A 24,176-nucleotide genomic window follows, 5' to 3' on the forward strand; every position below is an offset into this window, starting at 1 on the left:
CATGAGTTTTCTTACAGCAACGTTCCGCGCAGGATCACCAGCGCCACAGAAAAATAGATCACCAGCCCGGTGACGTCGACCAGCGTGGCGACGAACGGGGCCGAGGCGCTGGCCGGGTCGAAGCCCATGCGCTTCAGGGCGAACGGCAGCATCGATCCAGACAGCGAGCCGAAGGTGACGATGCCAACCAGCGTGGCGCCGATCGTAATTGCGATCAGCGGCCAGTGCGGGCCGTAGTCGTAGAAGCCGAGATACTGCCAGAGCGCGATGCGGCAGACGCCGACCACGCCAAGAATCGAGCCAAGCACCAAGCCGGTGGGCAGCTCGCGCAATGCCACCCGCCACCAGTCGCCAAGGCCGATCTCGCGCAGCGCCAGCGCCCGGATGACGAGCGAGGTCGCCTGCGAGCCGGAATTGCCGCCGGAGCTCATGATCAATGGAATAAATAGCGTCAGCACGATCGCCTTTTCCAGCTCGCCCTCGTAACTCTGCATCGCGTTGGCGGTCAGCATCTCGCTGATAAACAGCGCGCACAGCCAGCCGGCGCGTTTCTGGATCATCGCCAGAAAGCCCATCTTCATATAGGGCTCGTCGAGAGCCTCCATGCCGCCGAAACGATGCACATCCTCCGTCGTTTCCTCGATCATCGTGTCGATAATATCGTCGATGGTAACGATGCCGAGCAGTTTGCCGTTGTCCACGACCGGAACGGCGAGCAGATCATATTTCGAGATCAACTGAGCAACCTTTTCACTATGGGTCAGCGGTGAAACGGTGATAGGCGCACGATCCGGCGCTATTGCTATGATCAGCTGATCCGGCTCGCCAGCGATCAGTCGACGCAGGCTGGTCGAGCGCAACAGGACATGCGTTTGCGGATCGACGATGTAGATCGCGTAGACGGTTTCGCGCGTCCGCTCCACCTTGCGGATGTAATCCAGCGTGCGGGCCACGCTCCAGTCCGGCGGCACGCTGACATATTCGGTCGTCATGAGCGAGGCGGCGCTGCCTTCGGGATAGCCGAGAATGGCAAGCAGCGTCGCGCGCAGCGGTGGCGCCAGGCCACCGAGCAGTTCGGAACGAGCCGGCTCGTTCAGATCGCGCAGTATGTCGGCGGCGCGATCGACCGACATGGCGGCAAGCAGTCTGCCTGCCTTGATGCGGGGCAGCGCCTCGACCAGTTCGGATGCGCCGTCGAGTTCAGGCTGGTCGAAGATCTCGACCAGCCGCCCGAACGGCACTTCGCAAAGCAGCTCCGATGCCGTCTCGCGGGGCTCCTGGTTCAAGGCCTCGACGATGTCGGCGACGTGTTCGTTGGCAAGTACGCGAGCGATGGCGTTGGCATCGCCGCCCGCGACAGGGGAAAACTCGTTCATGGCTCACTCCTTGCCGTCCGGCAGGACGTGAGCCTGTCGGGTCACGTCAAGCGGACGGCGGTTTCGTTCGACTGTGACTGTCGCCAGGCATGGCGCGGTGACCTTTCTGCTCGCGGGTTTGAGTTGAGATTCTGCAAGCCGGCGCAACATAGGAGCGCGCCTTGCCGAGTCAAACGCGAGAGCGGGTTAAAGCGGCGGCAAACCGACTGGATCGCGAGACTGTGATCGGGCGACGTGGCAGGCTGGCTGGATGCCGGCAGTGGTGCCCGCGGCTATCTCTGCTTCAGCCGGCGGGGAAAGCGCAGCCATTTGTCCTCGGCCGGCCGCGTCGGCTGCGTGAGGATGGTGGTGAGCTCTACCGGCAAGCTCGGAACCAGCGGCTTCTTGGTGGCGACGCCGTCGGCGATCGCAACCACGCTGTGGTAGAATTCGGTGCCCGCGAGCGATCTCGGCGGCGTCGCCTCATGCATGATCGAGATCACAGTTGCATCAGGGCAATTGTCCTTGATCGCCTGATGGAAGGCGATCCGTCCTTCGGGATCGAGCGCGCCGGTGGCTTCATCGAGGAACAGCAATCCCGGCTGCTGCAGCACGATGCGGGCGACAACTAGCTTCTGTTTCTGCCCACCCGAGAGAACCTGATCCCATATCTTTCCTTCACGGCTCTCATCGGCCAAATGCTCGATGAAATCGCCGAGGCCGGCCTTGTGCAGGGCGGATGCGACCTGCACATCGGCATAGTCATGCTCGGAACCGGGCAGGCAGACCAGTTGCTTCAGCGAGACCTGCTGCAGCTTCACCTCCTGGGCGGCGTAGAAACTCTTGACCCCTTCCGGGAAGACGATGGTGCCGCGGCCATAAGGCCACAGGCCGTTGATCGCCTTGACCAGCGAGGTCTTGCCGCAACCGGATTCGCCCTTGAGGAAAGTCCACTCGCCACGCCGGAAGCGCAAATTTGCAGCACTCAGGAAGGGCGTTGCGTCCTCGCCCTGATGCGCCAGTTCGAGCTTCTGGATGGTCAGGCCGAAAACCGGGTTTTGGCGGTCGTAGCGAAAATCGGAGCGGCCGGTCTGCTGATAAAATTCCTGCGGGTGCTGGACGTTTTCGATCGCCTGCGCCAATTCAATGACGCGCAAGCTGTTGGCGCGCAACGTGGCAAGACTTGGCATGACATGGATGAACCACGAACATTTGCTGATCAGCGCGTTGACCTGTTCGGAACCTGTTATGTAACCCTTGAGGTCGAGGCCGTTATGGATGAACGGCACAAGGCCAGGCCCGAAGGCGACAATTTTGGCACCGACAAAGTTATAGACCGATTCGAATCCCGAATAGATGGTGTTGACGATGTTGAACTTCGACCAAGTCCTATCGATGTCGAGATAGAGCCGGCTATGTATCGTCTTCTGCACGACTTCGCCTTGCGAGGCCGCCACATGAAAGCTGCGGCGCAATAACGTGATCAGTTCGCCCCGATAGCTGCCTTCAGCCTTCTGCATCCTGATGTTGAGCCACTCCAGCATTCCGCCGATTTTGACTGCGATCCAGGTGTTGAACGGCACGTAGAGAGCGACCGCCAGCAGAGCAAGCACGACACTCCCGTAGCTGCCGAGGAACTCGAGTCCTTTTACCTCCACAGAATTTGCCAACAAAGCTCCACCGACAAAGTAGAGCGAGGTAAAGACACTGAATACGCCCATGGCAAGCCCAATAGCGCCGCCTGTCATGTCCTTGATCGATTCCTGCACGCGCTGGTCGATGTTGTCGGGCGCTGCCGTGCCGGACGAGCCATGCTGGGCGTGGTAGTGTGAATGGTTGGGGTCGAGTAGCGCCGCATTGAAGCGGCTATCTAGCCAGCCGCGCCATTTGCGATGCAATGTCGCCGATACAAACTTGCATGTACTGGTAATGCCCATGTCCTTGAGCACGACCAGCAGCACGAGCAGGCCGGCATTGGTCAGCAACGTTTTGAGCGGCGTGGTATTCGCGGCGTCGTGAAAAAAAGCGATTGAGGTATATAGTTCAGCCGCCGCCACGGTAAACCAGACGTCGGCTTTGCTAGAGAGCCCTGTCAGCAAGCCTATTACCAAGGTGAGCGTCCAGGCTTCGACCCACTTGTCCGAGAACCAGTAGGCCCGCATCAGTCCCCAGAAGCTGCGCATCGACGATACGGGCGTCAGGGGCGACTGCCTTGCGGCACCGCGGAGCCATTTTTCCGATATTGAATGTCGCGTTGGTCTATCGACCCGAATCACTATCCCGCCCAAACGATTTTTCTTTTGTTACGGACAGTAACACCAATTGATCATTTTCCATTAGCTTTTCACCAGTCGCAGGTGGCTTAGCTCGCCGGCCGTTGCAGTGGAGCAACAGAATGAATGATCACGGCGCTATGTCGTCATGCTTCGAGAGGCGGAATACCAACGCAATTTCAAATAGTTACTTGCCTGCGCCGGAGCAAGTAGAGACCTTCCCCTGGGGAAGGTCTTCACACAGCTTTGTGAACATAGAAGCGCCGTCCAGCGGTCGATCTTCACAGCCTGACTCGCCTTCACGGCCAGTCCGGCCTCGTCGGCGGCCAGAACGTGACCGTATGATTCGTGGTTGAAGCCGCCTTGTCAGGACCCGTAGTCGGCCAAGCAATGACTTTGCCGACACAGTCCAGGATGAAGATCAATATCAATTAGCCCGTGCCTTTTTAAGAGCGCGCACAAACCGCGTTTGACAAACACGCGCTTCGGATTGAACCTGCCGGACGCATCCAGGTTTGAACCGGGGGGAAGTTCGCCATGCTTGCACGGACATTTTTTGTCGCGACGCTCGCAACATTTTTCTGGCTGCCGCAAACATATGCCGGCAGCCAGACCGTTCCCGCAAACGCCGAGGGACAGATCGAGTTCAACACGCCGTCCGGCAATATTGGCTGCATCTACACGCCGAACGGCGGCACCAGCACCTACGAGCCACAGGATGGCGGACCGGAACTGAGCTGTTCGCGCGTCGAGCCCAGCTACGTCACCGTCATCCTCGGCCCGAAAGGTCCGGCGACGCTGATCAAGAATCCGGGCGAGCAAGGCTGCTGCGGCGGCGTCACCAGGCTGGCGTACGGCGCCAGCTGGAGTAAGGGCCCGTTTTCCTGCCAGTCATCCACCAAGGGATTGACCTGCACCGGCAAGCATGGCCATGGCTTTTTCATCAGCAAGGCCAAGGTGACGGTGAAGTAGCCCGACTCAGTTCGCTGTTTCCAGTTCGCCGCGTGCCTTGGCCGCGGCGACCTGGCGGAGTGCATCGGCGAGCGTATCGGCGTCCTGGGCGCCCATCACCGCATATTTGCCTTCAAGCAGAAAGCACGGCACACCCGATATGCCCATGCGCGAAGCGGTGGCGATTTCGGTGCGCACCGCCTCGACATCGGCGTCGGTCGGCAGAAGCGTTTCGACCACGGAGGCATCCATGCCGGCTTCGCGCGCGGCTTCGATCAGCACGGCATGATCGCCGAGATTGGCGCCTTCCTCGAAATTCAGCTGGAACAGCCGACGCACCACCCGGTTCTGAATGGCCTCGCCGGCCGTCCCGGCCCAGCGAATGAGACGGTGCGCATCCAGCGTATTGGGCGCGACCTTGATAGCGTCGAAGGCGAAGGAAATCCCTTCAGCCTCGCCCAGCGGCTCGATCCGGGCATGGATTTCGCGGATGCGTTGCTCGCTGCCGAATTTCGCCACCATATAGTCGCGGCGGTTCTTGCCTTCGGGCGGGATTGTCGGGTCGAGTTGGAAGGGCCGCCAGTGTATGTGAACGTCGATATCGACGGCGGCAATCGCCTTGTCGAGCCGTTTCTGGCCGATAAAGCACCAGGGGCACACGACGTCGGAGACCACATCGACGGTAATCGAGTTCTCGTCGTTCATCTTGATCTCCTGTTGTGAAGAGGTCACTTCGGTTTGCGCCACCAGGTCGGCAACTGATAACCGTATATGGGCGTCTTTTGCGGATGTTCCAGATAGTTCCAATAAGCGAGCCATTGCTGGTTGTTGTGCTGCGTCGGCACCATGTAGTTGCCGGAGATCAGCAGCCGGTCGAGAACGCGGACGGCGGCGACGGAGTCCTCCTTCGAACGAGCTCTCAGCATCGCCTCGATCGCCGCATCCACCGCCGGATCGGCGACGCCGGCGAGGTTGAACGATCCTTCGGCCTTGGCGGCAGCGGATCCCCAGCGCCCGGTTTGCTCGATACCGGGCGACAGCGAGTTGTTGAAACCGGTCGAGCCGACCAGCACCTCGAAATCGAAACGCTGCTTGCGCGACTGGATCTGATCACCGTCGAGGCTGCGGATGCCGACATCGATGCCGAGCTTCTCAAGGGTGCGCTGATAGATAGCGGCAAGTCGCTCTTCGTCCTGCGAGGCGGTCAGGATCTCGAAACCGAACGGCTTTCCCTCGGGATCGAGCATCGCGCCGTCCTGCACCGTATAGCCCGCGCCCTTCAGCAGCTCGAATGCCGCCTTCAGCACCTTGCGGTCCTGGCCGGAGCCGTCGGTAACGGGCGGCCTGTAGGTGCCGTCCATGACATCTGCGGGCACGCGGCCGGGGTAGGGGGCCAGCAGGGCCTTTTCCTTTTCGCTGGCCGGGTGGCCGAGCGCGGACAGTTCGGAATTCTGCCAAAAGCTCATCGTGCGCGTGTATTTGCCGCCGAACAGATTCTTGTTGGCCCATTCGAAATCGTAGAGCATGCCGAGCGCGCGCCGCACGACCGGATTGGAAAATTTCGGCAGCCGCGTGTTGAACAGGAAACCGTTGACCACCGGCGGAATGCCGGTATCGAAAGTTTCGGCGATGACCTCGCCCCTGTGGAAGGCCGGAAAATCGAGATCGCGCTCGCGTTTGACCGGGTCGCTGTCGTCGTCGATGGCGCAGATGCCTTTCTTGAACGCTTCCTGCTTGGCGTTGGCGTTGAGGAAATATTCGATGGTGATCTGGTCGTAATTGTCGAAGCCGCGCTTGGACGGCACGTCCTTGCCCCAATAGTCCGGATTGCGCTTGAACACGATGCGCTGACCGGGCACGACTTGCGCCACCGTGTAAGGCCCGCTGCCGATCACCGGCTTTAGCGTCGTCCTGTCGAAGGTGTCCTTGTTGAAGGCGTGTTTCGGGATGATCGGCGTCAGCGCAATGATCAAAGGAAATTCGCGGTCGGCCTTGTCGTTGAAGGTGAAGCGCACACTGCGGTCGCCGGTCTTTTCGAGCTTGGCAATCGCTTTCATTCGCTGGCTGTAAGGTGGGCGGCCCTTCTCGGTGAAGACGTCATAGGTAAACAACACGTCTTCCGGCGTCACCGGCTCGCCGTCCGACCATTTGGCGTTGGGATCGAGGTGGAATTCGATGCTCTTGCGCTCGGGATCCATGTCGGCGGTATCGGCGAGCAGGCCGTAGAGACTGAAGGCCTCGTCGTAGTTGCGCTGCATCAACGGCTCGAAGACAAGATTGCCAAAGGCTTGATCCATCATGCCGCGCGCGGTGGTGCGCAGGCTTCTCAGGATGAACGGATTGAGATTGTCGAAGCTGCCGACGACGCAATAGGTAATGCTGCCGCCTTTCGGCGCGTCGGGATTGACGTAGTTGAAATGATCATAGTCGGCCGGCAGCGCCGGCTCGCCCTGCATGGCAAGCGCGTGCACCGGTTCCGACAGGGCCGGCTGCAGGGAAAGGCCGACAAACAAGATTGCGGCGATCAGCCAAACGACAACGCGGCCCATGACCGTCTCCTTCCCGATTCGATGCGCAGCATACATGAGCCGGTCGTGCACCGGCCAACCCCTTGAGCCTATCCCTCGGCCAAGATTCGCGAGACCCGGGCTGGATTCGGCACCGCTTGCAGTGTAACACGCCGTCCGAAGTCATTCTGTTGCCTCATTTCGGCAACAGGTAGCTGGACCACACGGCATGAAAAAAGCCGGTTCCGGGATCATTTGAGAGGAATGCACGACATGACGAGCCTGAACAGCAACGCGTACCGCCTGTCGGTCATGGCCGCTGGCGTGGTCGGCATTCTGGGCGCCGGGATTCCCGCTGCTTCCGCGCAGCAGCAACAGCAGATTCCGCAAGGCTGGTTCAAGGCCTGCACCAAGCAGGAAGACGTCGACATCTGCAATGTCCAGAACATCACCACCGCCGGCAACGGCCAGCTCATCACCGGCGTCAGCCTGATCGAATTGAAGGGCAAGGTGAACCGCAAGGTGTTCCAGGTGACGGTTCCGACCGGCCGTCTCGTTCCTCCCGGCATCGGCCTCCAGATCGACGGCGGCAAGGCGCAGAAGCTCGACTATGTGATCTGTTTTCCGGATCGCTGCGTGGCGGAAGTGCCGCTGACCGATCAGCTCGTCGCGTCCTTCAAGAAAGGTTCGAACCTGACGCTGACCTCGGTCAATTTCCAGAACCAGCCGAACCCGATCAAGATCGCGCTGACCGGCTTCAGCGGCGCCTTCGACGGCCCGCCGCTGCAGCAGTCGGACATCGAGGACCGACAGAAGAAGCTCCAGGAGTTCGTCGCCAAGAACAATCAGGACTTTGCCAAGAAGCTCAAGGAAGAGCAGGAAAAGGCGAAGGCCGCCAACTGATCGAGGGGTTTCGGACGAATAAAAAAGCGGGGTTCATGCCCCGCTTTTTTCGTTTGGACCGGCTGTTTGTCGGGTCCGGCCATGTCTCAAGCCTGTCCCAGTCCAGCCAGATTCCGACTAAGTCAATGTCTCAATTGGTGCTTCGGCTCGTAGCGCCCGTCCGGCTTCTTGTCGAACATTTCACCAATCTGCGGATGCCGGACCGGTTCGCCCGACCGGTCCTCGAGTAAATTCTGCTCGGACACATAGGCGATGTATTCCGTTTCGGAATTCTCGGCGAGCAGATGATAGAAAGGCTGGTCCTTGCGCGGCCGCACGTCAGCGGGGATCGCCTCGTACCATTCGTCAGTATTGGCGAATTGCGGATCGACGTCGAAAATGACGCCGCGGAACGGAAACAGCCGGTGCCGAACCACCTGTCCGATCGAGAATTTGGCTGTCTTCATCGCACTCACCACTTGAACTTCTTGAACGCCACGCATCCTGGAACACGCAAGGAACGCTCCAGGACTTTAGATTCTTACGCACCGGTCCGGCAAAGATTGGCCCAGACCTTAAGGTCGACATCGTCATTATTTGGCGCAGACGCCGCGTCAATTCAATCCCGATCCCCTTGTTGCCGGGTTGAGCATCGCGAGATGCGGATCAAGGGCGGTGGCCAAGATCGCTATCGCTCAGCCGGTTTTCGCAATCCGCCAAAAAACGCCGCAAAACCGCTGCCGGGTCGAAGACCCTCGCGCATGAAAAACGCCCGTAACGGCGCAAACCCCTCAAGCGCGCCAAGGCCAGCGCTGCGCACCATCTGAGCCGGCAGCATGTCGGAAAGCAACGACATGTTGAGCAGGTTGACCGCGCTGCTGCGCGCCAGAATGTCCGGCCGCCGCTTGAAATCATAGGCTGCAAGCGCCTTGGCGGCGCCCGGGTCCGAGCGGTTTCTGCTTGCGGCACCAATCAGGTCGTCGATGTCCCTGATGCCGAGATTGAGGCCTTGCGCGCCGATTGGAGGAAACACGTGGGCGGCTTCACCGACAAGTGCCACGCGGCGATGCGCAAACCGCCACGGGCTCACCGCTGAAAGTGGGTAGATCTGCCGGCCGGGCTCAACCGACACGCGGCCCAACATCGATTGCATTCGCTGTTCGACCCGCGTCGAAAGCTCGGCGTCGTCGAGTGCTGCAAGGTCCTTGGCGATATCGGGTTCGAGCACCCAGACAAGGCTGGACCGGTTGCCGGGCAGGGGAACCTGTGTGAACGGACCGGTCTCGGTGTGGAATTCGGTCGAGGTGAAGGCATGGTCGCTGCGGTGACGGAAATTGAGCACCAACGCCGCCTGCGGATAGGATCGGATCGAGGTCCGGATGCCGGCTGCCTCGCGGGCCGGCGACTGACGGCCATCGGCGGCAACTGCCAACGATGCCTCAACCTCGCTGCCGTCGGCGAGAACGGCATGGGCATGGTCGGCATCGAGGCGCCATGCCTCCACCATCGACTTTCGCCATTCGATGCCCGAATGCGCGACAGCCTCGGCTAGCGTGCGGTTGAGAACGCTGTTGGGCAAGTTCAGCCCGAATTGCTCTTCGTTGATCTCGCTGGCGCGAAAGGTCACTGTCGGGCTGCGGATCAGCCGGTTGGTTGCGTCAACGATACGCATCACCTTGAGCGGCGCTGCGTGCGGCCTGATCCCGTCGAAGATCCCTAGCCGTTCGAACATCTTCAGGGCAGGGTTCATCAAGGCTGTCGTCCGGCCGTCGGGGCCGGCTGCATCGGGTCCGACGAGCGTCACGGGAAAGCCCGCCTCGGCAAAGCCAAGCGCCGCGATCAGCCCCGCAGGGCCGCTGCCGGCGACCAGTATCCGTGCTGTTTCCCGATGGTTCAAATTCGGCTTCCGGATTGCGAGGTGAGGCCCGTCCGACCTGCTGGTCCATATACGTCAGGTGATGCGGCTTGATCAACGCGGCGATTCGGCCCATTCGGTTGCCATGACCGGCCAACAAGACGATTTCAGCCACCTCGACGGCACCGGCCGCGCGATGGCGAGCGTTGCGCGCAGCCCTCGACTGACGGTGAGCGTCGTTGCCGGCATGGGCATCGCCCTTGCCTGGCTCCTTCTCGGCGAAATGGCAGTTCGTGGTGCCGTAAGCCGGCTCCCGGGCACCGATGCACCCGGCGACACGATGCTGGGGAACCTGCCGCAACTGCCGCTGCCGGATTTCCTTGCGCGTTTCTTCGCCCTTTGCCTTGCGCCGGCGCCGCTTCGCGCAAGCGTAGGCGCGCAAGGCGGGGCACTCACCGCGATGTGGCTGTTGATGGCCATCGCGACCATGCTGCCCTCCGCGGCGCCGATGATCCGCACCTATTGCGAGATCGCAGATACCGCCAGGATCAAGGGGGAACCCGTTGCCCATCCGCTGATCCTTGTCGCTGGATATTTGAGCGTCTGGCTTGCCGCCTCGGCAATATTCGCTGCCCTGACGCTCGCAGTCCATGCATTCGTGTCATCCGGGCAGATGCTCGATCCGCTGCTTGGAATTGCCGGAGCAGCCGCGCTGTCGATCGCTGGTCTCTATCAGTTCAGCTGGCTGAAGGAAGCCTGTCTGGAGAAGTGCAGAAATCCGTTCTCGGTCCTGTTCGCCAACTGGAGCGCCAGGCCCATTCGCATTTTCCGGCTCGGTATGGAGCAGGGCCTGTGGTGCCTTGGATGCTGCTGGGCGCTGATGCTGGTAATGTTTGCCGTCGGTGTGATGAACGTGTTCTGGATGGCACTGATCGGCTTGTTCAGCCTGGTCGAAAAACAGACGGCAGGCAATCTGCCGACGCGGTTGGGCGGTGCGATACTTCTTGTCTGGGCAGCCGCGCTACTAGTAGTCTCGGCATGAGGGGGAGAATTCGATGACAGATCAAAACTGGGCAATGAAGGGAGAGCTCATCCTTTCCTGCAATTGCACGGTTTTTTGCCCTTGCGTTCTGTCGCTCGGCAATCATCCGCCTACGGAAGGCTATTGCCAAACCTGGGCGGGGTTCCGGATCGATGCCGGCCATTTCGGCGAGGTCGACCTGTCCGGTCTCAATCTTGGGCTGGTCATGGAAATCCCCGGTTATATGAGCCGCGGCAACTGGACGGCGGGCCTGTTCATCGACAAGCGCGCCTCGGTTTACGCTGTGAAGGGACTGACGAAGATATTCACCGGCAAAGCCGGTGGAACCACATCGCTGCTCTCCATCCTGGTCGGACAGTTCCTCGGCGCCGAGCAGGTGCCGATCACGTACAAGACGCGTAAGAAAACACGCATCTTTCAGATACCGAAGATCATCGATGGTGCGGTGACGCCAATCACCGGCAAGGATCGCGACAAGGATACGGTCATCAGCAATTCGGAATACTGGATTGCGCCGGAAATCATCGTCGCCAAATCCGACAAGAGCAAAATGCGGGCCTTTGGCCGCAACTGGAACTTTGCTGGCCGTTCGGCCGAAATCTGCAAGCTGGACTGGCGGGGCCCGTGAGCAAGAAGACGACGGCCCGGAAAATCGCCGACCGGATTCCGCGGCCGAAGAAGAAAGTCACATGGCCTCAGGCGCGGGCGTTCTCGGTCCATCTCTTGACCGCGTCGGGCTCATTTCTGGCGTTTCTGTCGCTAGTGGCAGCAAGCGAGCAGCGCTGGACGGCGATGTTCTGGTGGCTGGGGCTGGCGCTTTTCGTCGACGGCATCGACGGGCCGATCGCCAGGAAGCTCGATGTCAAGGAAATCCTGCCGACTTGGTCGGGCGAACTGCTCGACAACATCATCGATTACGTGACCTACGTGTTGATTCCGGCCTTCGCGCTCTATCAGCGCGGTTTCATGGGCGAGCGCCTGTCGTTCCTGTCGGCGGCGATCATCGTGGTGTCGAGCGCAATCTACTATGCCGATACCGGCATGAAGACGAAGGAGAATTTCTTCAAGGGCTTTCCGGTCGTCTGGAACATGGTGGTGTTCACGCTGTTCGTCATCGAGCCCGGACAATGGGTTTCTTTCGCCGTGGTCGTGGTGGCCGGCATTCTCACCTTCGTGCCGATCAATTTCGTCCATCCGGTGCGGGTGAAGCGGCTGCGGCCAATCAATCTCGGCATGACGCTGCTTTGGTGCGCTTTCGGCGCGCTGGCGCTGGCGCAGGCCGCACTTGCCTCCTTCTACGACCAGATCGGCGTGCTGGGCGAGCAGGTCAGCGATTTCATCAAGTTCGGGATTACGTTCACCGGGCTTTACCTCGCCTGCATCGGCGCTATCATGCAGTTCTTCCCAAATCTCGGCGCCAAGCCGGATAAGAAAGCCTGATCCCAAGAGAGCTAGAAAATGTCCAAAGCGATCCGCATCCATGCCCATGGCGGCCCGGAGGTCCTGACCTATGAGGATGCCGATCCCGGGCAGCCGGGCTCGGGACAGATCCTGGTCAAGCATACCGCGATCGGTCTCAATTTCATCGACGTCTATTATCGCTCTGGCCTTTATCCGCCGCAGGGCGGATTTCCGCTGATCCCTGGCGGCGAGGCGGCCGGCGTGGTCTTGGATGTCGGCTCGGATGTCGACTGGCTCAAACCCGGCGATCGCATCGCCTACGCTGTGACGACCGGCGCCTATGCCGGGCAGCGTGTGATCGCCGCCGACCGCGTGGTGAAGGTGCCGGACGGCATCAGTGACGAACAGGCCGCAGCCATGATGCTAAAGGGCATGACCGCCGAATATCTGTTGCGCCGTACATTCAAGGTGAAAGCCGGAGACACGATCCTGTTTCATGCGGCGGCCGGCGGTGTCGGGCTGATCCTCGGCCAATGGGCCAAGCATCTCGGCGCGACAGTGATCGGCACGGCGAGTTCCACCGACAAGATCGAGCTCGCCAAGGCGCATGGCTTCGACCACGTGATCAACTATCGCGAACAGGATTTCGTGGCCGGCGTTGCCGCTATCACCGGTGGCAAGAAATGCGACGTTGTCTACGATTCAGTCGGCAACGACACATTTCCAGCCTCGCTCGATTGCCTGCGGACGCTCGGCACTTTCGTCAGCTTCGGTCAATCGTCTGGGCCGATCCCGCCCTTCAGCATCTCGTTGCTGGCGCAGAAGGGCTCGCTGTTCGCAACGCGGCCGACGCTGTTCGTCTATAATGCCAGGCGCGAAGACCTCGAGGTTTCCGCCGCCGCCTTGTTCGACGTGGTGCTCAGCGGCGCCGTCAAGATCAAGATAAACCAGCGTTACGCGCTCAGCGAGGCCGGCAAGGCGCATTCCGATCTCGAAGGGCGCAGGACCACCGGGACAACAATACTTATCCCTTAGGCGCCCGCCGTTTCGGGCCGCCGACGCCGCCGTTCTTGCGAACTGCTCTTTACCGCTTGAGTTTCCGCTGAAATTCTTGAAGCTCTTTCAAGTCGTGAGGCGCTTACCGTAGAGAGCAGCCCGCGCATACGATGCTTGCGGGAACACAGAACATGTCTGGCAAACCAGATGGAGGCACCGTGAGTGCAGATCAGGACGGCGCAAACTTGCTTGAGGTTCGCGGCCTCACAAAGATATTCGGCACGTTGACGGCGTGCGACCATGTCGATCTCAACATCGCCAAGGGCGAGATCCATGCGTTGCTTGGCGAGAACGGCGCCGGCAAGTCGACCTTGGTGAAAATGCTGTTTGGATCGCTGGAACCGAATTCCGGCGAGATTTTCTGGAATGGCCAGGCGGTCAGGATCACCAGCCCCGGCACCGCAAAAAAGCTTGGCATCGGCATGGTTTTCCAGCATTTTTCCCTGTTCGAAGCGCTGACGGCGGCGGAGAACATCGCGCTGTCGCTGGATGACGGCTCGCCGATCAGCACGATCGCGGCCAAGGCGAGGGCGCTCTCCTACAGTTACGGCCTGCCTCTCGATCCGCTATCGCTGGTCGGTGATCTGTCGGTCGGCGAGCGTCAGCGTATCGAAATCATCCGCTGCCTGCTGCAGACGCCGCAACTCATCATCCTCGACGAACCAACTTCGGTGCTGACGCCGCAGGAGGCCGATAAGTTGTTCGAGACGCTCGAACGGCTGCGTTCGGAAGGAAAGTCCATCCTCTACATTTCGCACCGGCTGGAAGAGGTCAAACGGATCTGCGACCGCGCCACCGTGCTGCGTCACGGCAAGGTGGTCGGCCATTGCAATCCGCGCCAGGAAACCGCGTCTTCGTTGGCGCGGATGATGGTCGGCAACGAGGTGCTGGCCGTGGTGCGGGCGCCGGCCGAGGGTATCGAGACCGCGCCGGTGCTGCTTCAAATCCGCGAACTCACCCGCAAGCCGGCGACCCCGTTCTCGATCCCGCTCAGGAACATCAATCTCGAGGTCCGCGCCGGCGAGGTGATCGGCATTGCCGGTGTGGCCGGCAACGGCCAGGGCGAATTCTTCGAATCCGTTTCCGGCGAGGTGCTGCAGCAGGATGCCGGCTCGGTCCGCATCCGCGGCAAGGATGCCGGCGGCCTCACCATCACCGGCAGGCGTCTGATGGGCGCTGCCTTCGTCCCGGAAGAGCGGCTCGGCCATGGCGCAGCACCGCGCATGAAGCTTTCGGAGAACCTGCTTCTGTCGCGCCACGCCACCGATGGCAAGATGTTTGTCGGCGCCGGTGGAATGGTCAAGGGCGATGCGATCCATACCGCTGCCCAGCGCATCATAAAGGCAATGGACGTGCGCAAGAGCGCGCCGGATCCGGAGGCTGCGGCTCTTTCGGGCGGCAATCTGCAGAAATTCATCGTTGGCCGCGAACTCGACCGCCGGCCTAGCGTCTTGGTGGTCAATCAGCCGACCTGGGGGGTCGACGCGGGTGCGGCGGCCCACATCCGCCAGGCACTGATCGAACTGGCGCGCAGCGGCTCGGCGGTGCTGGTGATCAGCCAAGACCTCGACGAGCTGTTCGAGATTTCCGATGCGATCACGGTCATGCACAATGGCGAACTGTCGAAGCCGCTGCCGATAGCTGAAGCGACATTCGAGAAAATCGGGCTGCTGATGGGCGGCGCCGAACCCGGTCATGCCGAACATACGCTGGAGACGGCCTGATGCGCCTCGAACTTGTAAAACGCCCGCAGCGCTCGATGCTGTTTTCGGCACTCTCGCCTTTCATCGCTTTCGTTTTGACGATCATTGCCGGTGCCATCATGTTCGCGCTGCTCGGCGTCAACCCGTTGACTGCGTTCCGCATCTACTTCATCGAACCGATCAGCCAGGTCTGGCAGCTGCATGAGCTGGCGATCAAGGCCGCCCCCCTGATCCTGATCGCGGTCGGACTGTCGGTCTGCTACAAGGCCAACATCTGGAACATCGGCGCCGAAGGCCAGTTCATCCTGGGCGGCATTGTCGGCTCGATCATCCCCGTGCTGTTTCCGCAGTTCGAAGGCCTATTGGTGCTGCCGCTGACGCTTCTGCTCGGCATGGTCGGTGGGGCCGCCTATGCTGCAATCCCGGCACTGCTGAAGACGCGCTTCAACACCAACGAGATCCTGACCAGCCTGATGCTGGTCTATGTCGCCCAGCTCTTCCTCGATTGGCTCGTACGCGGGCCGTGGCGCGATCCGCAGGGCCACGGTTTCCCGCAGACCATCCAGTTCAACGACTCGGCCATACTGCCGGAACTCCTCCCGGAATCCGGCCGGGCAAACTGGGGATTTGTCTTCGCGCTGATCGCGGCGATACTGATCTGGATCCTGATGAGCCGTATGCTGAAAGGCTTCGAGGTCCGCGTGCTCGGCTCAAGTCCGAGGGCAGGGCGCTTCGCCGGGTTTGGCCTTAACCGCATGGTCTTCTTTGCCTTCCTGCTGTCGGGCGCACTGGCCGGACTTGCAGGGATTTCGGAGGTCTCGGGAGCCATCGGACAATTGCAGCCGGTGATCTCGCCCGGCTACGGTTTTACCGCTATCATCGTGGCATTTCTCGGCCGGCTCAATCCGCTCGGCATCGTCGCCGCAGGCCTTGTACTGGCGCTGACCTATCTGGGCGGCGAGGCAGTGCAAAGCGCGCTCGGCATCTCCGACAAGGTGGCGCGCGTGTTCCAGGGCATGCTTTTGTTCTTCGTGCTCGGCTGCGACACGCTCATCCATTACCGCATTCGCCTGACCGGCTTTTCCGCGCCGAAGCTCGAGGCGGGGCCGAAGCTGGAGGAAGCCCGCTGATGGACATCACCGTCAACATCCTCTTGACCATCGCGACGGCGGCGACGCCGCTGCTGATCGCGGCGATCGGCGAACTGGTGGTCGAACGTTCGGGTGTGCTCAATCTCGGCGTCGAAGGAATGATGATCATGGGTGCCGTCGGCGGTTTCGGCGCCGGCTATCTCACCGGCTCGCCTTGGATAGGGCTGTTGGCGGCAGTCACCATGGGGGCAGTGTTCTCACTGCTGTTCGCCGTCATGACGCTGTCGCTGGCCACCAATCAGGTGGCCACCGGCCTGTCGCTGACACTGCTCGGCCTCGGCCTTTCCGGCATGATGGGAACGAATTTTGTCGGCCAGCCCGGCGAAAGGCTGCCAAACCTCGATATTCCCGGCCTGACCGCAATCCCGGTCGTTGGCAGGCTGCTGTTCGGCCAGGATCCAATCTTCTACATCTCGATCGCGCTGACCGCCGCCGTCATGTGGTTCCTGTTCAAGACCCGCACCGGGCTCACGCTGCGCTCGATCGGCGACAGCCATGCCTCCGCCCATGCGCTTGGCATCCACGTCATCCGCTACCGCTATCTCTCAGTGATTTTCGGCGGCGCTTGTGCCGGCCTCGCCGGCGGTCACCTATCGCTGGTCTACACACCGCAATGGGTGGAGAACATGACCGCCGGCCGCGGCTGGATCGCGCTGGCTCTGGTCGTCTTCGCCTCCTGGCGGCCATGGCGGGTGCTGGCCGGCGCCTATATTTTCGGCGCGATCTGGGTTGGCCAGCTTCACGTCCAAGCCATAAATCTGCAGGACTTCGTCGACGCGCCCTGGTTGCTCTACAAGTTAATTGCGTTCTTAAAATCGTTTCCCTCGCAACTGCTTTCTTCGCTGCCCTATCTGGCAACCGTCGTGGTTCTCGTTCTAATCTCGCGCAACAAGCGTTTGACGATGATGAACACGCCGGCCTCCTTGGGCCAGCCATTCGTTCCGGATCGTTGACAGCAAAAAGACGGAAGCTCCAAGGCTTAACTCAGAGAGGTAACACAATGAAAAAACTGCTTATTGCCCTGATGGCGACGACGGCCGCATTGTCGCTGGCGGCCTCAGCCGAGGCGGCGGACAAGCTGAAGGCGTGCTGGGTCTACACCGGCCCGATCGGCGATTTCGGCTACTCCTACCAGCACGACCAAGGCCGTCTCGAGGTGGAAAAGGCACTCGGCGACAAGGTCGAGACCGCCTATCTCGAAAACGTCTCCGAAGGCCCCGATGCCGACCGCGCCTTCGAGCGCCTGGCGCGCGAGGGATGCAAGATCATTTTCGGCACGTCCTTCGGATTCATGGACCCGGAAGTGAAGATCGCCAAGAAATTCCCCAAGGTGATGTTCGAGCACGCCACCGGCTACAAGACGGCCGAAAATCTCGGCATCTACAATGCGCGTTTCTACGAAGGCCGCTACGTGCTTGGCCAGATCGCCGCCAAGCAATCGAAGTCGGGCGTCGCCGGCTACATCGTTTCCTTCCCGATCCCGGAAGTGGTGATGGGCATAAATTCCTTTATGCTCGGCGCACAGTCGATCAACCCGAACTTCAAGGCGAAGATCGTGTGGGTGAACTCCTGGTTCGATCCGGGCAAGGAGGCCGATGCTGCCAAGGCATTGTTCGACCAGGGCGCCGATATCATCGTCCAGCACACCGACTCGACTGCTGCCTTGCAGGTGGCGGAGGAGCGCAAGCTGCACGGCTTCGGGCAGTCCTCCGACATGATCAAGTTCGCGCCGCACGCGCAGCTGACCTCGCTGACGGACGAGTGGGGTCCCTACTACATCAGCCGCGTCCAGGCGGCGCTCGACGGCACCTGGAAGCCCGACAATGTCTGGCTCGGCATTAAGGACGGCGCCGTCAAGCTGGCGCCGTTCACCAACATGCCCGACGACGTCAAGGCGATGGCCGAAGCCACCACCAAGAAGATCGCCGACGGCTGGAACCCCTTCACCGGGCCGATCGCCAAGCAGGACGGCACACCTTGGCTGAAGGAGGGCGAGGTCGCCGACGACGCCACGTTGCTCGGCATGAATTTCTACGTGAAGGGCGTCGACGACAAGCTGCCGCAGTAGGTGGTCGGAAACATATCGAACGAAAGGGCGCGCCACGCGGCGCCCTTTTCATTTTGGACGGAATATCAGACTGCTGAGCCGTAAAGGTCGTAAGCGTCGGCGCGCTCGATCTTGACCGTGACGATGTCGCCGGCGCGCAGTGGCCGCCGCGACTGGATATGGACCGAACCGTCGATTTCGGGCGCGTCGTATTTGGTCCGGCCCTTGGCCGAATTGCCATGCGCCTCGTCGATCAGGACCGGCAGGCGCTTGCCAATTTTCTTGGTTAGCTGCGTTGCCGAAATCTTCTGCTGGCGCTGCATGAAGCGGTGCCAGCGGGCTTCCTTGATCTCCTGCGGCACTTGCTCGAGGCCGAGCTCGTTGGAGCGGGCGCCTCTGACCGGCTCGTATTTGAAACAGCCGGCGCGGTCGATCTTGGCCTCGTCCAGCCAGTCGAGCAGCATCTCGAAATCGTCATCCGTCTCGCCGGGGAAGCCGACGATGAAGGTGGAGCGGATGGCAAGGTCCGGGCAGATGTCGCGCCAGCCGCGAATACGCTCGAGCGTCTTTTCGCCATGAGCGGGCCGGCGCATGTTCTTCAGCACCTGCGGCGAGGCGTGCTGGAACGGAATGTCGAGATAGGGAACGATCTTGCCTTCGGCCATCAGTGGGATGACGTCTGCGACATGCGGGTAGGGATAGACATAGTGCATGCGCACCCAGACACCGAGCTTGCCCAGTTCTTCCGATAGATCGAGGAATTTCGCCCGCACTTCGCGATCGCCGAACATGCTGGTCTGGTATTTGATATCGATGCCGTAGGCGCTGGTATCCTGCGAGATGACGAGGATCTCCTTGACCCCGGCCTTGGCCAGCTTCTCGGCTTCGCGCAACACGTCGGCCGCCGGCCGCGATACGAGGTCGCCACGCAGCGCCGGGATGATGCAGAAGGTGCAGCGGTTGTTGCAGCCTTCCGAAATCTTGAGATACGCATAGTGGCGCGGCGTGAGCTTGACCCCTTGCGGCGGCAAAAGGTCGATGTGGGGATCATGGCTCGGGGGGGCAGCCTCATGCACCGCCGCCATCACGCTTTCATAAGCTTGTGGTCCGGTGATGGCGAGGACGTTCGGATGTCTTTCACGGATGACGTCCGGCTCGGCGCCGAGGCAGCCGGTGACGATAACTTTGCCATTCTCCGAAAGTGCGGAGCCGATGGCGTTGAGCGATTCATCGCGAGCCGAATCGAGGAAGCCACAGGTGTTGACGACGACCAGGTCGGCGCCGTCGTGCTTGCGGGCGATCTCGTAGCCTTCGGCGCGCAGGCGGGTGATAATGCGCTCCGAATCCACAAGGGCTTTCGGGCATCCAAGGCTGACGAAACTGACGCGAGGGGCGGACATCTAAGCTTTTCCGGATTTTCAGGATTGGCGGCGCAGTATCACACTTGTCGCGGCATTGGTATGGGCAGCGGCTGCGGCGAAACGCAACCGCCAGCGTCGCCGAAGGCTCGCCGAAGCTGAAAGGCCGACCGATGAGAATTCGAGTCGGCGTGTCAGCTCACCGCACTGCTGACATGCGGCAAGACTTCCACCGCGCCCCGGTAGATCATATCGAGTGCGACATAGAAGATGATCAAAAGGCCAATATAGGCGATCCAGCGATGGCGGTGCAGCAGCTTGGCGATGAAGCTCGCGGCAAGGCCCATCAGCGCGATCGACAGGACGAGGCCTATCACCAGCACCTGGAAGTGATCGCGCGCCGCGCCGGCGACCGCCAGTACGTTGTCGAGCGACATCGACACGTCGGCGATGACGATCTGCAATGCCGCCTGACCCAAGGTCTTCTTGCGCGCCTTGCCGGCCACCATATCATCGCTGTTGATATCGGAATTGGACAGCGCTTCGGTCGCCTCCACCTCGTCGGCATACGACGTGCGCAGCTCGCGATACATCTTCCAGCACACCCACAGCAGCAAGATGCCGCCGGCCAGCAGCAGGCCGACAATCTGTAACAGGGTGACGGTGATCGCAGCAAAACCGATACGCAGCACCGTCGCCGCCACCACGCCGATGAGAATCGCTCTCTTGCGCTGCTCGACCGGCAAGCCCGCCGCGGCCAAGCCGATGACGATGGCGTTATCGCCTGCAAGCACGAGGTCGATGGCGATGACCTGGAGCAGGGCAGAGAAGCCCGCGGCAGTGAAAATTTCCACGACTGGAAGTCCCTTGCTGGTTGGCCGACCGTTCGCGTCGAATGCCTGGAGGGCCTAACGTGTATGGTTCCCGCGCGTCAAGGGACTGGTTGGAACAAGGCCGGCAATATACAGAGTTTGCGACGATCGGCCCGAAACACCGGCAAAATGCGGCCACAGGTCGCGAATGCCTAGTTATAGAGGTTGTATTTGGGCCAGTCGCTTTCCGGAATTTCATCACCGATCCGGTAGCGGAGCTGCAGGACTTCCATATGGTCCGGCGCTGTCTCGCATTTGAATTTCAGCCGGTACCATTGTCCCTTGCTGCGAAACGCAGCACCCGGGCTCTTGATCGCATCGGCGCCCATTTCGGGCGTCGCAAAAGCGTAGGCGACGACACGATCGGCCTTGTATTTGTGGTCGTCGCGGGTAATCCGGTCGAGAATTTCGGCGTCGCATCGCTGCTCCAGCCGGGTTTGCGGATCGAGTTTCAGCAGGCCGGCGCGCAATGCGCTGTCCATCGCGCTGGCCGGCCAAGCCACTATCGTCCATGCGAGGACCGCAGAAAATAGTTTATTCATAGGCGGGAGAAGCATCATATTCGGGCGGAGAAATCAACCCGACGAGCGCGGCTGCGCGGCGGGTGACAGTCTTCGCTTTGTGGCAGGTTGTTGATTACGCAATAGTATCACCGGTACTTTGGTATCGTTGCCACGATCAGCACCTGTCGCATTTCAGCGACGCGAGAGGTGGTGCGCTGCATGGGGCAGAGCGGCGGTTCTCCCCGAAGCGGACCGGTCTGTTAAACCCAGGCAGTCGAGAATCCGACGAGCGGAAAACTCGACGTCATGCCTGCAGGATTGAAGAAATTGGCCGGATATGGCGGAGGGAGTGGGATTCGAACCCACGGTGGGCTTGCACCCACGCCGGTTTTCAAGACCGGTGCCTTAAACCGCTCGGCCATCCCTCCAAGGTGATTTTTCAATCACTTAGGATATCGCGAGAGGAGCGGGTTCGAGCTGTCGGTACCGGATTGGCACCAGGACGTTCCCCGACCGGTTCGCGCTCCATTCCTGTAAAGCCGCATTCAACGCCAAGTCAACCGTGGCGGCCGCACCTTTCGGCGCGATCCAGGACGGTGAGCAGCGTCATGGCGAGCTGTGTTTGTGCTGAGTGTGGAAAATCGTTTTTAAAACCCGCACGGACTATTAATCGTTGAGCGCTGATATATGGAGCGCATTAGGCACATGTAAGTAAATCGTATTCTGGAGTTGATTTTGGCCGTACTTGGCGCTCTCCCGCCCGGTCTTCGCTGTAGACCAATCCGCGAAACCGACTGGGAGGGAGTGGTTGATTGCCTGTGCAGGGGCTTTCCGGCGCGTAACCGGAGTTACTGGATACACGCTCTGACCCGTTTGTCGCAGCGTCCTGCGGTTGCCGAGTTCCCACGATATGGCTTTGTTTTGGAGCATGCCGGTCGGATCGTCGGCGTTGTGCTCACCCTTTATGCTCGCTACCAGGGGCCAGAGGGCGAGGAAATCCGCTGCAATCTTTCAAGCTGGTCAGTCGATGCAGATTTCCGTCCCTATGGCGCCATGTTGGTTGCGGCGGTTCTCAAGCGGAAGGACGTGACCTACACGAACATTTCGCCGGCACAAGCGACATTGAAAGCCAACCGGGCGCTAGGCTTTCGGCTCTTCTCCAGCGGACAATTTACCTTCTTGCCGGCTTTAAGTTTGACGCAGCGGTCATGTCGCGTGGTCGAAGTGCGTCCCGATCTTCCGGAATTGGCGATGCTGCCCGAGAGTGAGAGATACATACTCTCGGAACACGCCGCGCTGGGCTGCCTGTCGTTGATCTGCATCTGCGATGGAGCAGCGTTCCCCCTGGTATTGATGCCGCGCCGAATGTTGCACGGTGTTATCCAGTGCCATCAGGTCATCTATTGCCGCTCGCTTGCGGATTTGAGCCGCTGCGCCGGTGCGATGGGGCGCTTTCTCTTGCGAAGCGGAATCCTGGTTTGCTTTGTCGACGCCAAGGAGCCGATTCCAGGCTTGGTGGGATGGTACCGCCCCAACAAGGGGCTGAAATACTTCAAAGGTCCCAGACCACCCGCACCTGGAGATCTGACGTTCACCGAACTTGTGATATTCGGTCCCTGAATCTGCGCTCGCAGACACGCCAAGCCAGGGGCAAAGTGCGCCACGAACGGCGTTTCTGATCGATAAGCGATGATTTTCATGCCGATCAGCGAGGCGGTCCGTGCCACAATCTCGCCCGGTTCCGACCACAATCGGTTAATACGGTGATAAACAATTCCTGCGCACAAAAAGGATTGGGGTAGGGCGTCGCCGGCGTTTCTGGAGTGGGTGCTTTGGCATCGCTGACGTTCATGCTGCGGTGCCTTCGTCGATGCTATAGGGGACAATCAAAATATGCAGACCACGGCGCGCCCGCGTCTTCGTCGCGCTTCCGCTTTCGCGCTGTTTGCCTTGTCGGCAGCCTTTCTTGCAGCATGTGCCGGGCCGCAGCAAAAGGCGATGGTCAACAAGAAACCTCGCTCCAAGGAATATTTTTCTGAAGCCGAATACGGCGTGAAAGCCAGCCCGCGCGTCATGTTCAAGACGTCTCGCGGACGCGACCAGCTCGGCAAGCCCTATCAGGTGCGCGGCAAGTGGTATTATCCGAAGGAAGACAAACGTTACGCCAAGGTTGGCCTCGCATCCTGGTACGGTGAGGCCTTCCACGGCCGGTTGACCGCCAACGGCGAAGTCTACGACATGGCAGATCTGACGGCGGCGCATCCGACCATGCCGCTGCCGAGCTATGCGCGGGTCACCAACATGAAGACCGGCAGCTCGGTGATCGTGCGCGTCAACGACCGCGGACCCTATCATGATGGACGCATCATCGATGTGTCGAAGCGCGCTGCTGAAATGCTCGATTATGCCAACATCGGTACGGCCGAGGTGAAGGTCGAGTATGTCGGCCGTGCGCCGCTCGAAGGCAATGACGGGCAGTATCTTATGGCTTCGTATCGTCCAGGCAACAGGGCGCTGGATCCGTCGGACGGCCTGCCCAGCGGTGTCATGGTCGCGATGAATGGGCCGTCGCCAAGCCTGCCGGTGAGCGCTGCTGCCGTGCCGTTCCCCGGTCAGCTGACGAATTCCGGGCAGGGATCCGATGCAGGGCCTGTCATGGCAGTGCAAGCATCTGCTTTGGGAGACATTGTACTGCCCGATTTCGGCCCGATCGTGCCGGAGCGCCCGGAGATCAACCTGCCGGCGCAATCGCCGTTCACCGTGGCGTCGCTGTCTTACGCGGACGAGCGCGTGCAACGCGCCTCCAACGCGTTTGCCGAGCTGGATGGCGCCGGCATGTCGCCCGCCGAAATTCTTCAATCGTGGAAGCGGCAAGCTCCTCCAACCGGGTCGCCCACGGACTATGTCGCGGCGGGTTCGTTCGAGAATGCCGCCGAAGCGGAGCGTGTGGCGGCCCAGCTTTCCAGCTTCGGCAAGACCGAGATCCAGCGCTCGGAACTTGAAGGCAAGGACTGGTACTCGGTCAACCTCTTTGCCGACGGTCGTGGCAGCCTGGACGAGATGCTGCAGGCAGCGTGGTCGCATGGTGCGCCGGATGCGCTTGCTGTACGCAACTGAGCTCGGGGCTGCCTGGTTTTTTCGCGCGCGATTGATCCGCCAGGCAAAAGCCTGATAGCTTCTGCCAACTTGCAAAAGCGCCGGCTCACTGGTCGAACCTGAT

Annotated in this window: 21 protein-coding genes and 1 tRNA gene; 12 read left to right on the forward strand and 10 right to left on the reverse strand. The window is 60.7% G+C overall.

Annotated elements, in window-relative coordinates:
* Positions 1 to 11: 11 nt before the first annotated feature.
* Both mgtE and X773_RS45700 read right to left on the reverse strand, forming a co-directional pair.
* Positions 12 to 1,376: a magnesium transporter gene (mgtE, locus tag X773_RS45695; RefSeq protein WP_023675037.1), complete on the reverse strand. Its 1,365-nt coding sequence runs from the start codon at positions 1,374 to 1,376 to the stop codon at positions 12 to 14.
* Between the two features lie 272 nt (positions 1,377 to 1,648).
* Positions 1,649 to 3,538: an ABC transporter ATP-binding protein/permease gene (locus X773_RS45700; RefSeq protein ID WP_023675038.1), complete on the reverse strand. Its 1,890-nt coding sequence runs from the start codon at positions 3,536 to 3,538 to the stop codon at positions 1,649 to 1,651.
* Positions 3,539 to 4,165: 627 nt separating this feature from the next.
* Here X773_RS45700 and X773_RS45705 point away from each other — a divergent pair.
* A complete protein-coding gene (locus X773_RS45705) occupies positions 4,166 to 4,600 on the forward strand; it encodes a hypothetical protein (protein ID WP_023675039.1) in 435 nt (144 codons plus the stop codon).
* Positions 4,601 to 4,606: 6 nt separating this feature from the next.
* On the opposite strand, the gene X773_RS45710 is transcribed toward X773_RS45705, so the two are convergent.
* The gene (locus X773_RS45710; protein WP_023675040.1) at positions 4,607 to 5,284 is read right to left on the reverse strand and encodes a DsbA family protein; all 678 of its coding nucleotides are present in this window, start codon (positions 5,282 to 5,284) and stop codon (positions 4,607 to 4,609) included.
* Between the two features lie 23 nt (positions 5,285 to 5,307).
* A complete protein-coding gene (locus tag X773_RS45715; RefSeq protein WP_023675041.1) occupies positions 5,308 to 7,128 on the reverse strand; it encodes an extracellular solute-binding protein in 1,821 nt (606 codons plus the stop codon).
* A 231-nt stretch (positions 7,129 to 7,359) separates the two neighbouring features.
* Between X773_RS45715 and X773_RS45720 the strand changes: the two genes are divergently transcribed.
* The gene (locus tag X773_RS45720; protein ID WP_023675042.1) at positions 7,360 to 7,989 is read left to right on the forward strand and encodes an invasion associated locus B family protein; all 630 of its coding nucleotides are present in this window, start codon (positions 7,360 to 7,362) and stop codon (positions 7,987 to 7,989) included.
* Positions 7,990 to 8,111: 122 nt separating this feature from the next.
* Here X773_RS45720 and hspQ read toward each other — a convergent pair whose 3' ends face one another.
* Positions 8,112 to 8,435, reverse strand: a complete 324-nt coding sequence (gene hspQ / locus X773_RS45725; protein WP_023675043.1) for a heat shock protein HspQ — start codon at positions 8,433 to 8,435, stop codon at positions 8,112 to 8,114.
* Positions 8,436 to 8,656: 221 nt separating this feature from the next.
* Entirely contained in the window at positions 8,657 to 9,865 is a 1,209-nt protein-coding gene (locus X773_RS45730; protein ID WP_023675044.1) for a UbiH/UbiF family hydroxylase, read from the reverse strand.
* 103 nt (positions 9,866 to 9,968) lie between these two features.
* On the opposite strand from X773_RS45730, the gene X773_RS45735 reads away from it, so the two are divergent.
* The 8 genes from X773_RS45735 to X773_RS45770 all read left to right on the forward strand — a co-directional run bounded on the left by X773_RS45735 (position 9,969) and on the right by X773_RS45770 (position 18,244).
* Entirely contained in the window at positions 9,969 to 10,865 is an 897-nt protein-coding gene (locus X773_RS45735) for a DUF2182 domain-containing protein (RefSeq protein ID WP_036238161.1), read from the forward strand.
* Between the two features lie 13 nt (positions 10,866 to 10,878).
* Positions 10,879 to 11,493 carry a DUF1326 domain-containing protein gene (locus X773_RS45740; RefSeq protein ID WP_023675046.1) on the forward strand — a complete coding sequence of 205 codons (615 nt, stop codon included), beginning with the start codon at positions 10,879 to 10,881 and terminating at the stop codon, positions 11,491 to 11,493.
* Positions 11,490 to 12,305: a phosphatidylcholine synthase gene (gene pcsA, locus X773_RS45745; protein WP_023675047.1), complete on the forward strand. Its 816-nt coding sequence runs from the start codon at positions 11,490 to 11,492 to the stop codon at positions 12,303 to 12,305. The genes X773_RS45740 and pcsA overlap by 4 nt, the downstream gene beginning before the upstream one ends.
* An 18-nt stretch (positions 12,306 to 12,323) precedes the next feature.
* Positions 12,324 to 13,301: a quinone oxidoreductase gene (locus tag X773_RS45750; RefSeq protein ID WP_023675048.1), complete on the forward strand. Its 978-nt coding sequence runs from the start codon at positions 12,324 to 12,326 to the stop codon at positions 13,299 to 13,301.
* A 179-nt stretch (positions 13,302 to 13,480) separates the two neighbouring features.
* Entirely contained in the window at positions 13,481 to 15,046 is a 1,566-nt protein-coding gene (locus tag X773_RS45755; RefSeq protein ID WP_023675049.1) for an ABC transporter ATP-binding protein, read from the forward strand.
* Positions 15,043 to 16,155 (forward strand): ABC transporter permease, encoded by a 1,113-nt coding sequence (locus X773_RS45760; protein ID WP_031211311.1) that lies wholly within the window; start codon positions 15,043 to 15,045, stop codon positions 16,153 to 16,155. The genes X773_RS45755 and X773_RS45760 overlap by 4 nt, the downstream gene beginning before the upstream one ends.
* Complete coding sequence (locus tag X773_RS45765; protein ID WP_031211313.1) at positions 16,155 to 17,129, forward strand: ABC transporter permease; 975 nt, start codon at positions 16,155 to 16,157, stop codon at positions 17,127 to 17,129. The genes X773_RS45760 and X773_RS45765 overlap by 1 nt, the downstream gene beginning before the upstream one ends.
* A 47-nt stretch (positions 17,130 to 17,176) precedes the next feature.
* The gene (locus tag X773_RS45770) at positions 17,177 to 18,244 is read left to right on the forward strand and encodes a BMP family ABC transporter substrate-binding protein (RefSeq protein WP_023675052.1); all 1,068 of its coding nucleotides are present in this window, start codon (positions 17,177 to 17,179) and stop codon (positions 18,242 to 18,244) included.
* Positions 18,245 to 18,309: 65 nt separating this feature from the next.
* On the opposite strand, the gene rimO is transcribed toward X773_RS45770, so the two are convergent.
* The 4 genes from rimO to X773_RS45790 all read right to left on the reverse strand — a co-directional run bounded on the left by rimO (position 18,310) and on the right by X773_RS45790 (position 21,384).
* Complete coding sequence (gene rimO, locus X773_RS45775; RefSeq protein ID WP_023675053.1) at positions 18,310 to 19,623, reverse strand: 30S ribosomal protein S12 methylthiotransferase RimO; 1,314 nt, start codon at positions 19,621 to 19,623, stop codon at positions 18,310 to 18,312.
* Between the two features lie 152 nt (positions 19,624 to 19,775).
* Positions 19,776 to 20,435 (reverse strand): TerC family protein, encoded by a 660-nt coding sequence (locus X773_RS45780; RefSeq protein ID WP_023675054.1) that lies wholly within the window; start codon positions 20,433 to 20,435, stop codon positions 19,776 to 19,778.
* A gap of 170 nt (positions 20,436 to 20,605) precedes the next feature.
* On the reverse strand, positions 20,606 to 21,013 hold the full coding sequence (locus X773_RS45785; protein ID WP_036238130.1) for a DUF930 domain-containing protein: 408 nt from the start codon (positions 21,011 to 21,013) through the stop codon (positions 20,606 to 20,608).
* A gap of 281 nt (positions 21,014 to 21,294) precedes the next feature.
* A tRNA-Ser gene (locus X773_RS45790) sits at positions 21,295 to 21,384 on the reverse strand.
* 307 nt (positions 21,385 to 21,691) lie between these two features.
* Here X773_RS45790 and X773_RS45795 point away from each other — a divergent pair.
* On the forward strand, positions 21,692 to 22,576 hold the full coding sequence (locus X773_RS45795; protein ID WP_031211314.1) for a hypothetical protein: 885 nt from the start codon (positions 21,692 to 21,694) through the stop codon (positions 22,574 to 22,576).
* A 273-nt stretch (positions 22,577 to 22,849) separates the two neighbouring features.
* Complete coding sequence (locus tag X773_RS45800) at positions 22,850 to 24,073, forward strand: septal ring lytic transglycosylase RlpA family protein (protein WP_023675057.1); 1,224 nt, start codon at positions 22,850 to 22,852, stop codon at positions 24,071 to 24,073.
* Positions 24,074 to 24,176: the final 103 nt, after the last annotated feature.

Origin of the sequence: Mesorhizobium sp. LSJC280B00 (genome assembly GCF_000502835.1) — a bacterium.
Classification (GTDB): Bacteria; Pseudomonadota; Alphaproteobacteria; order Rhizobiales; family Rhizobiaceae; genus Mesorhizobium.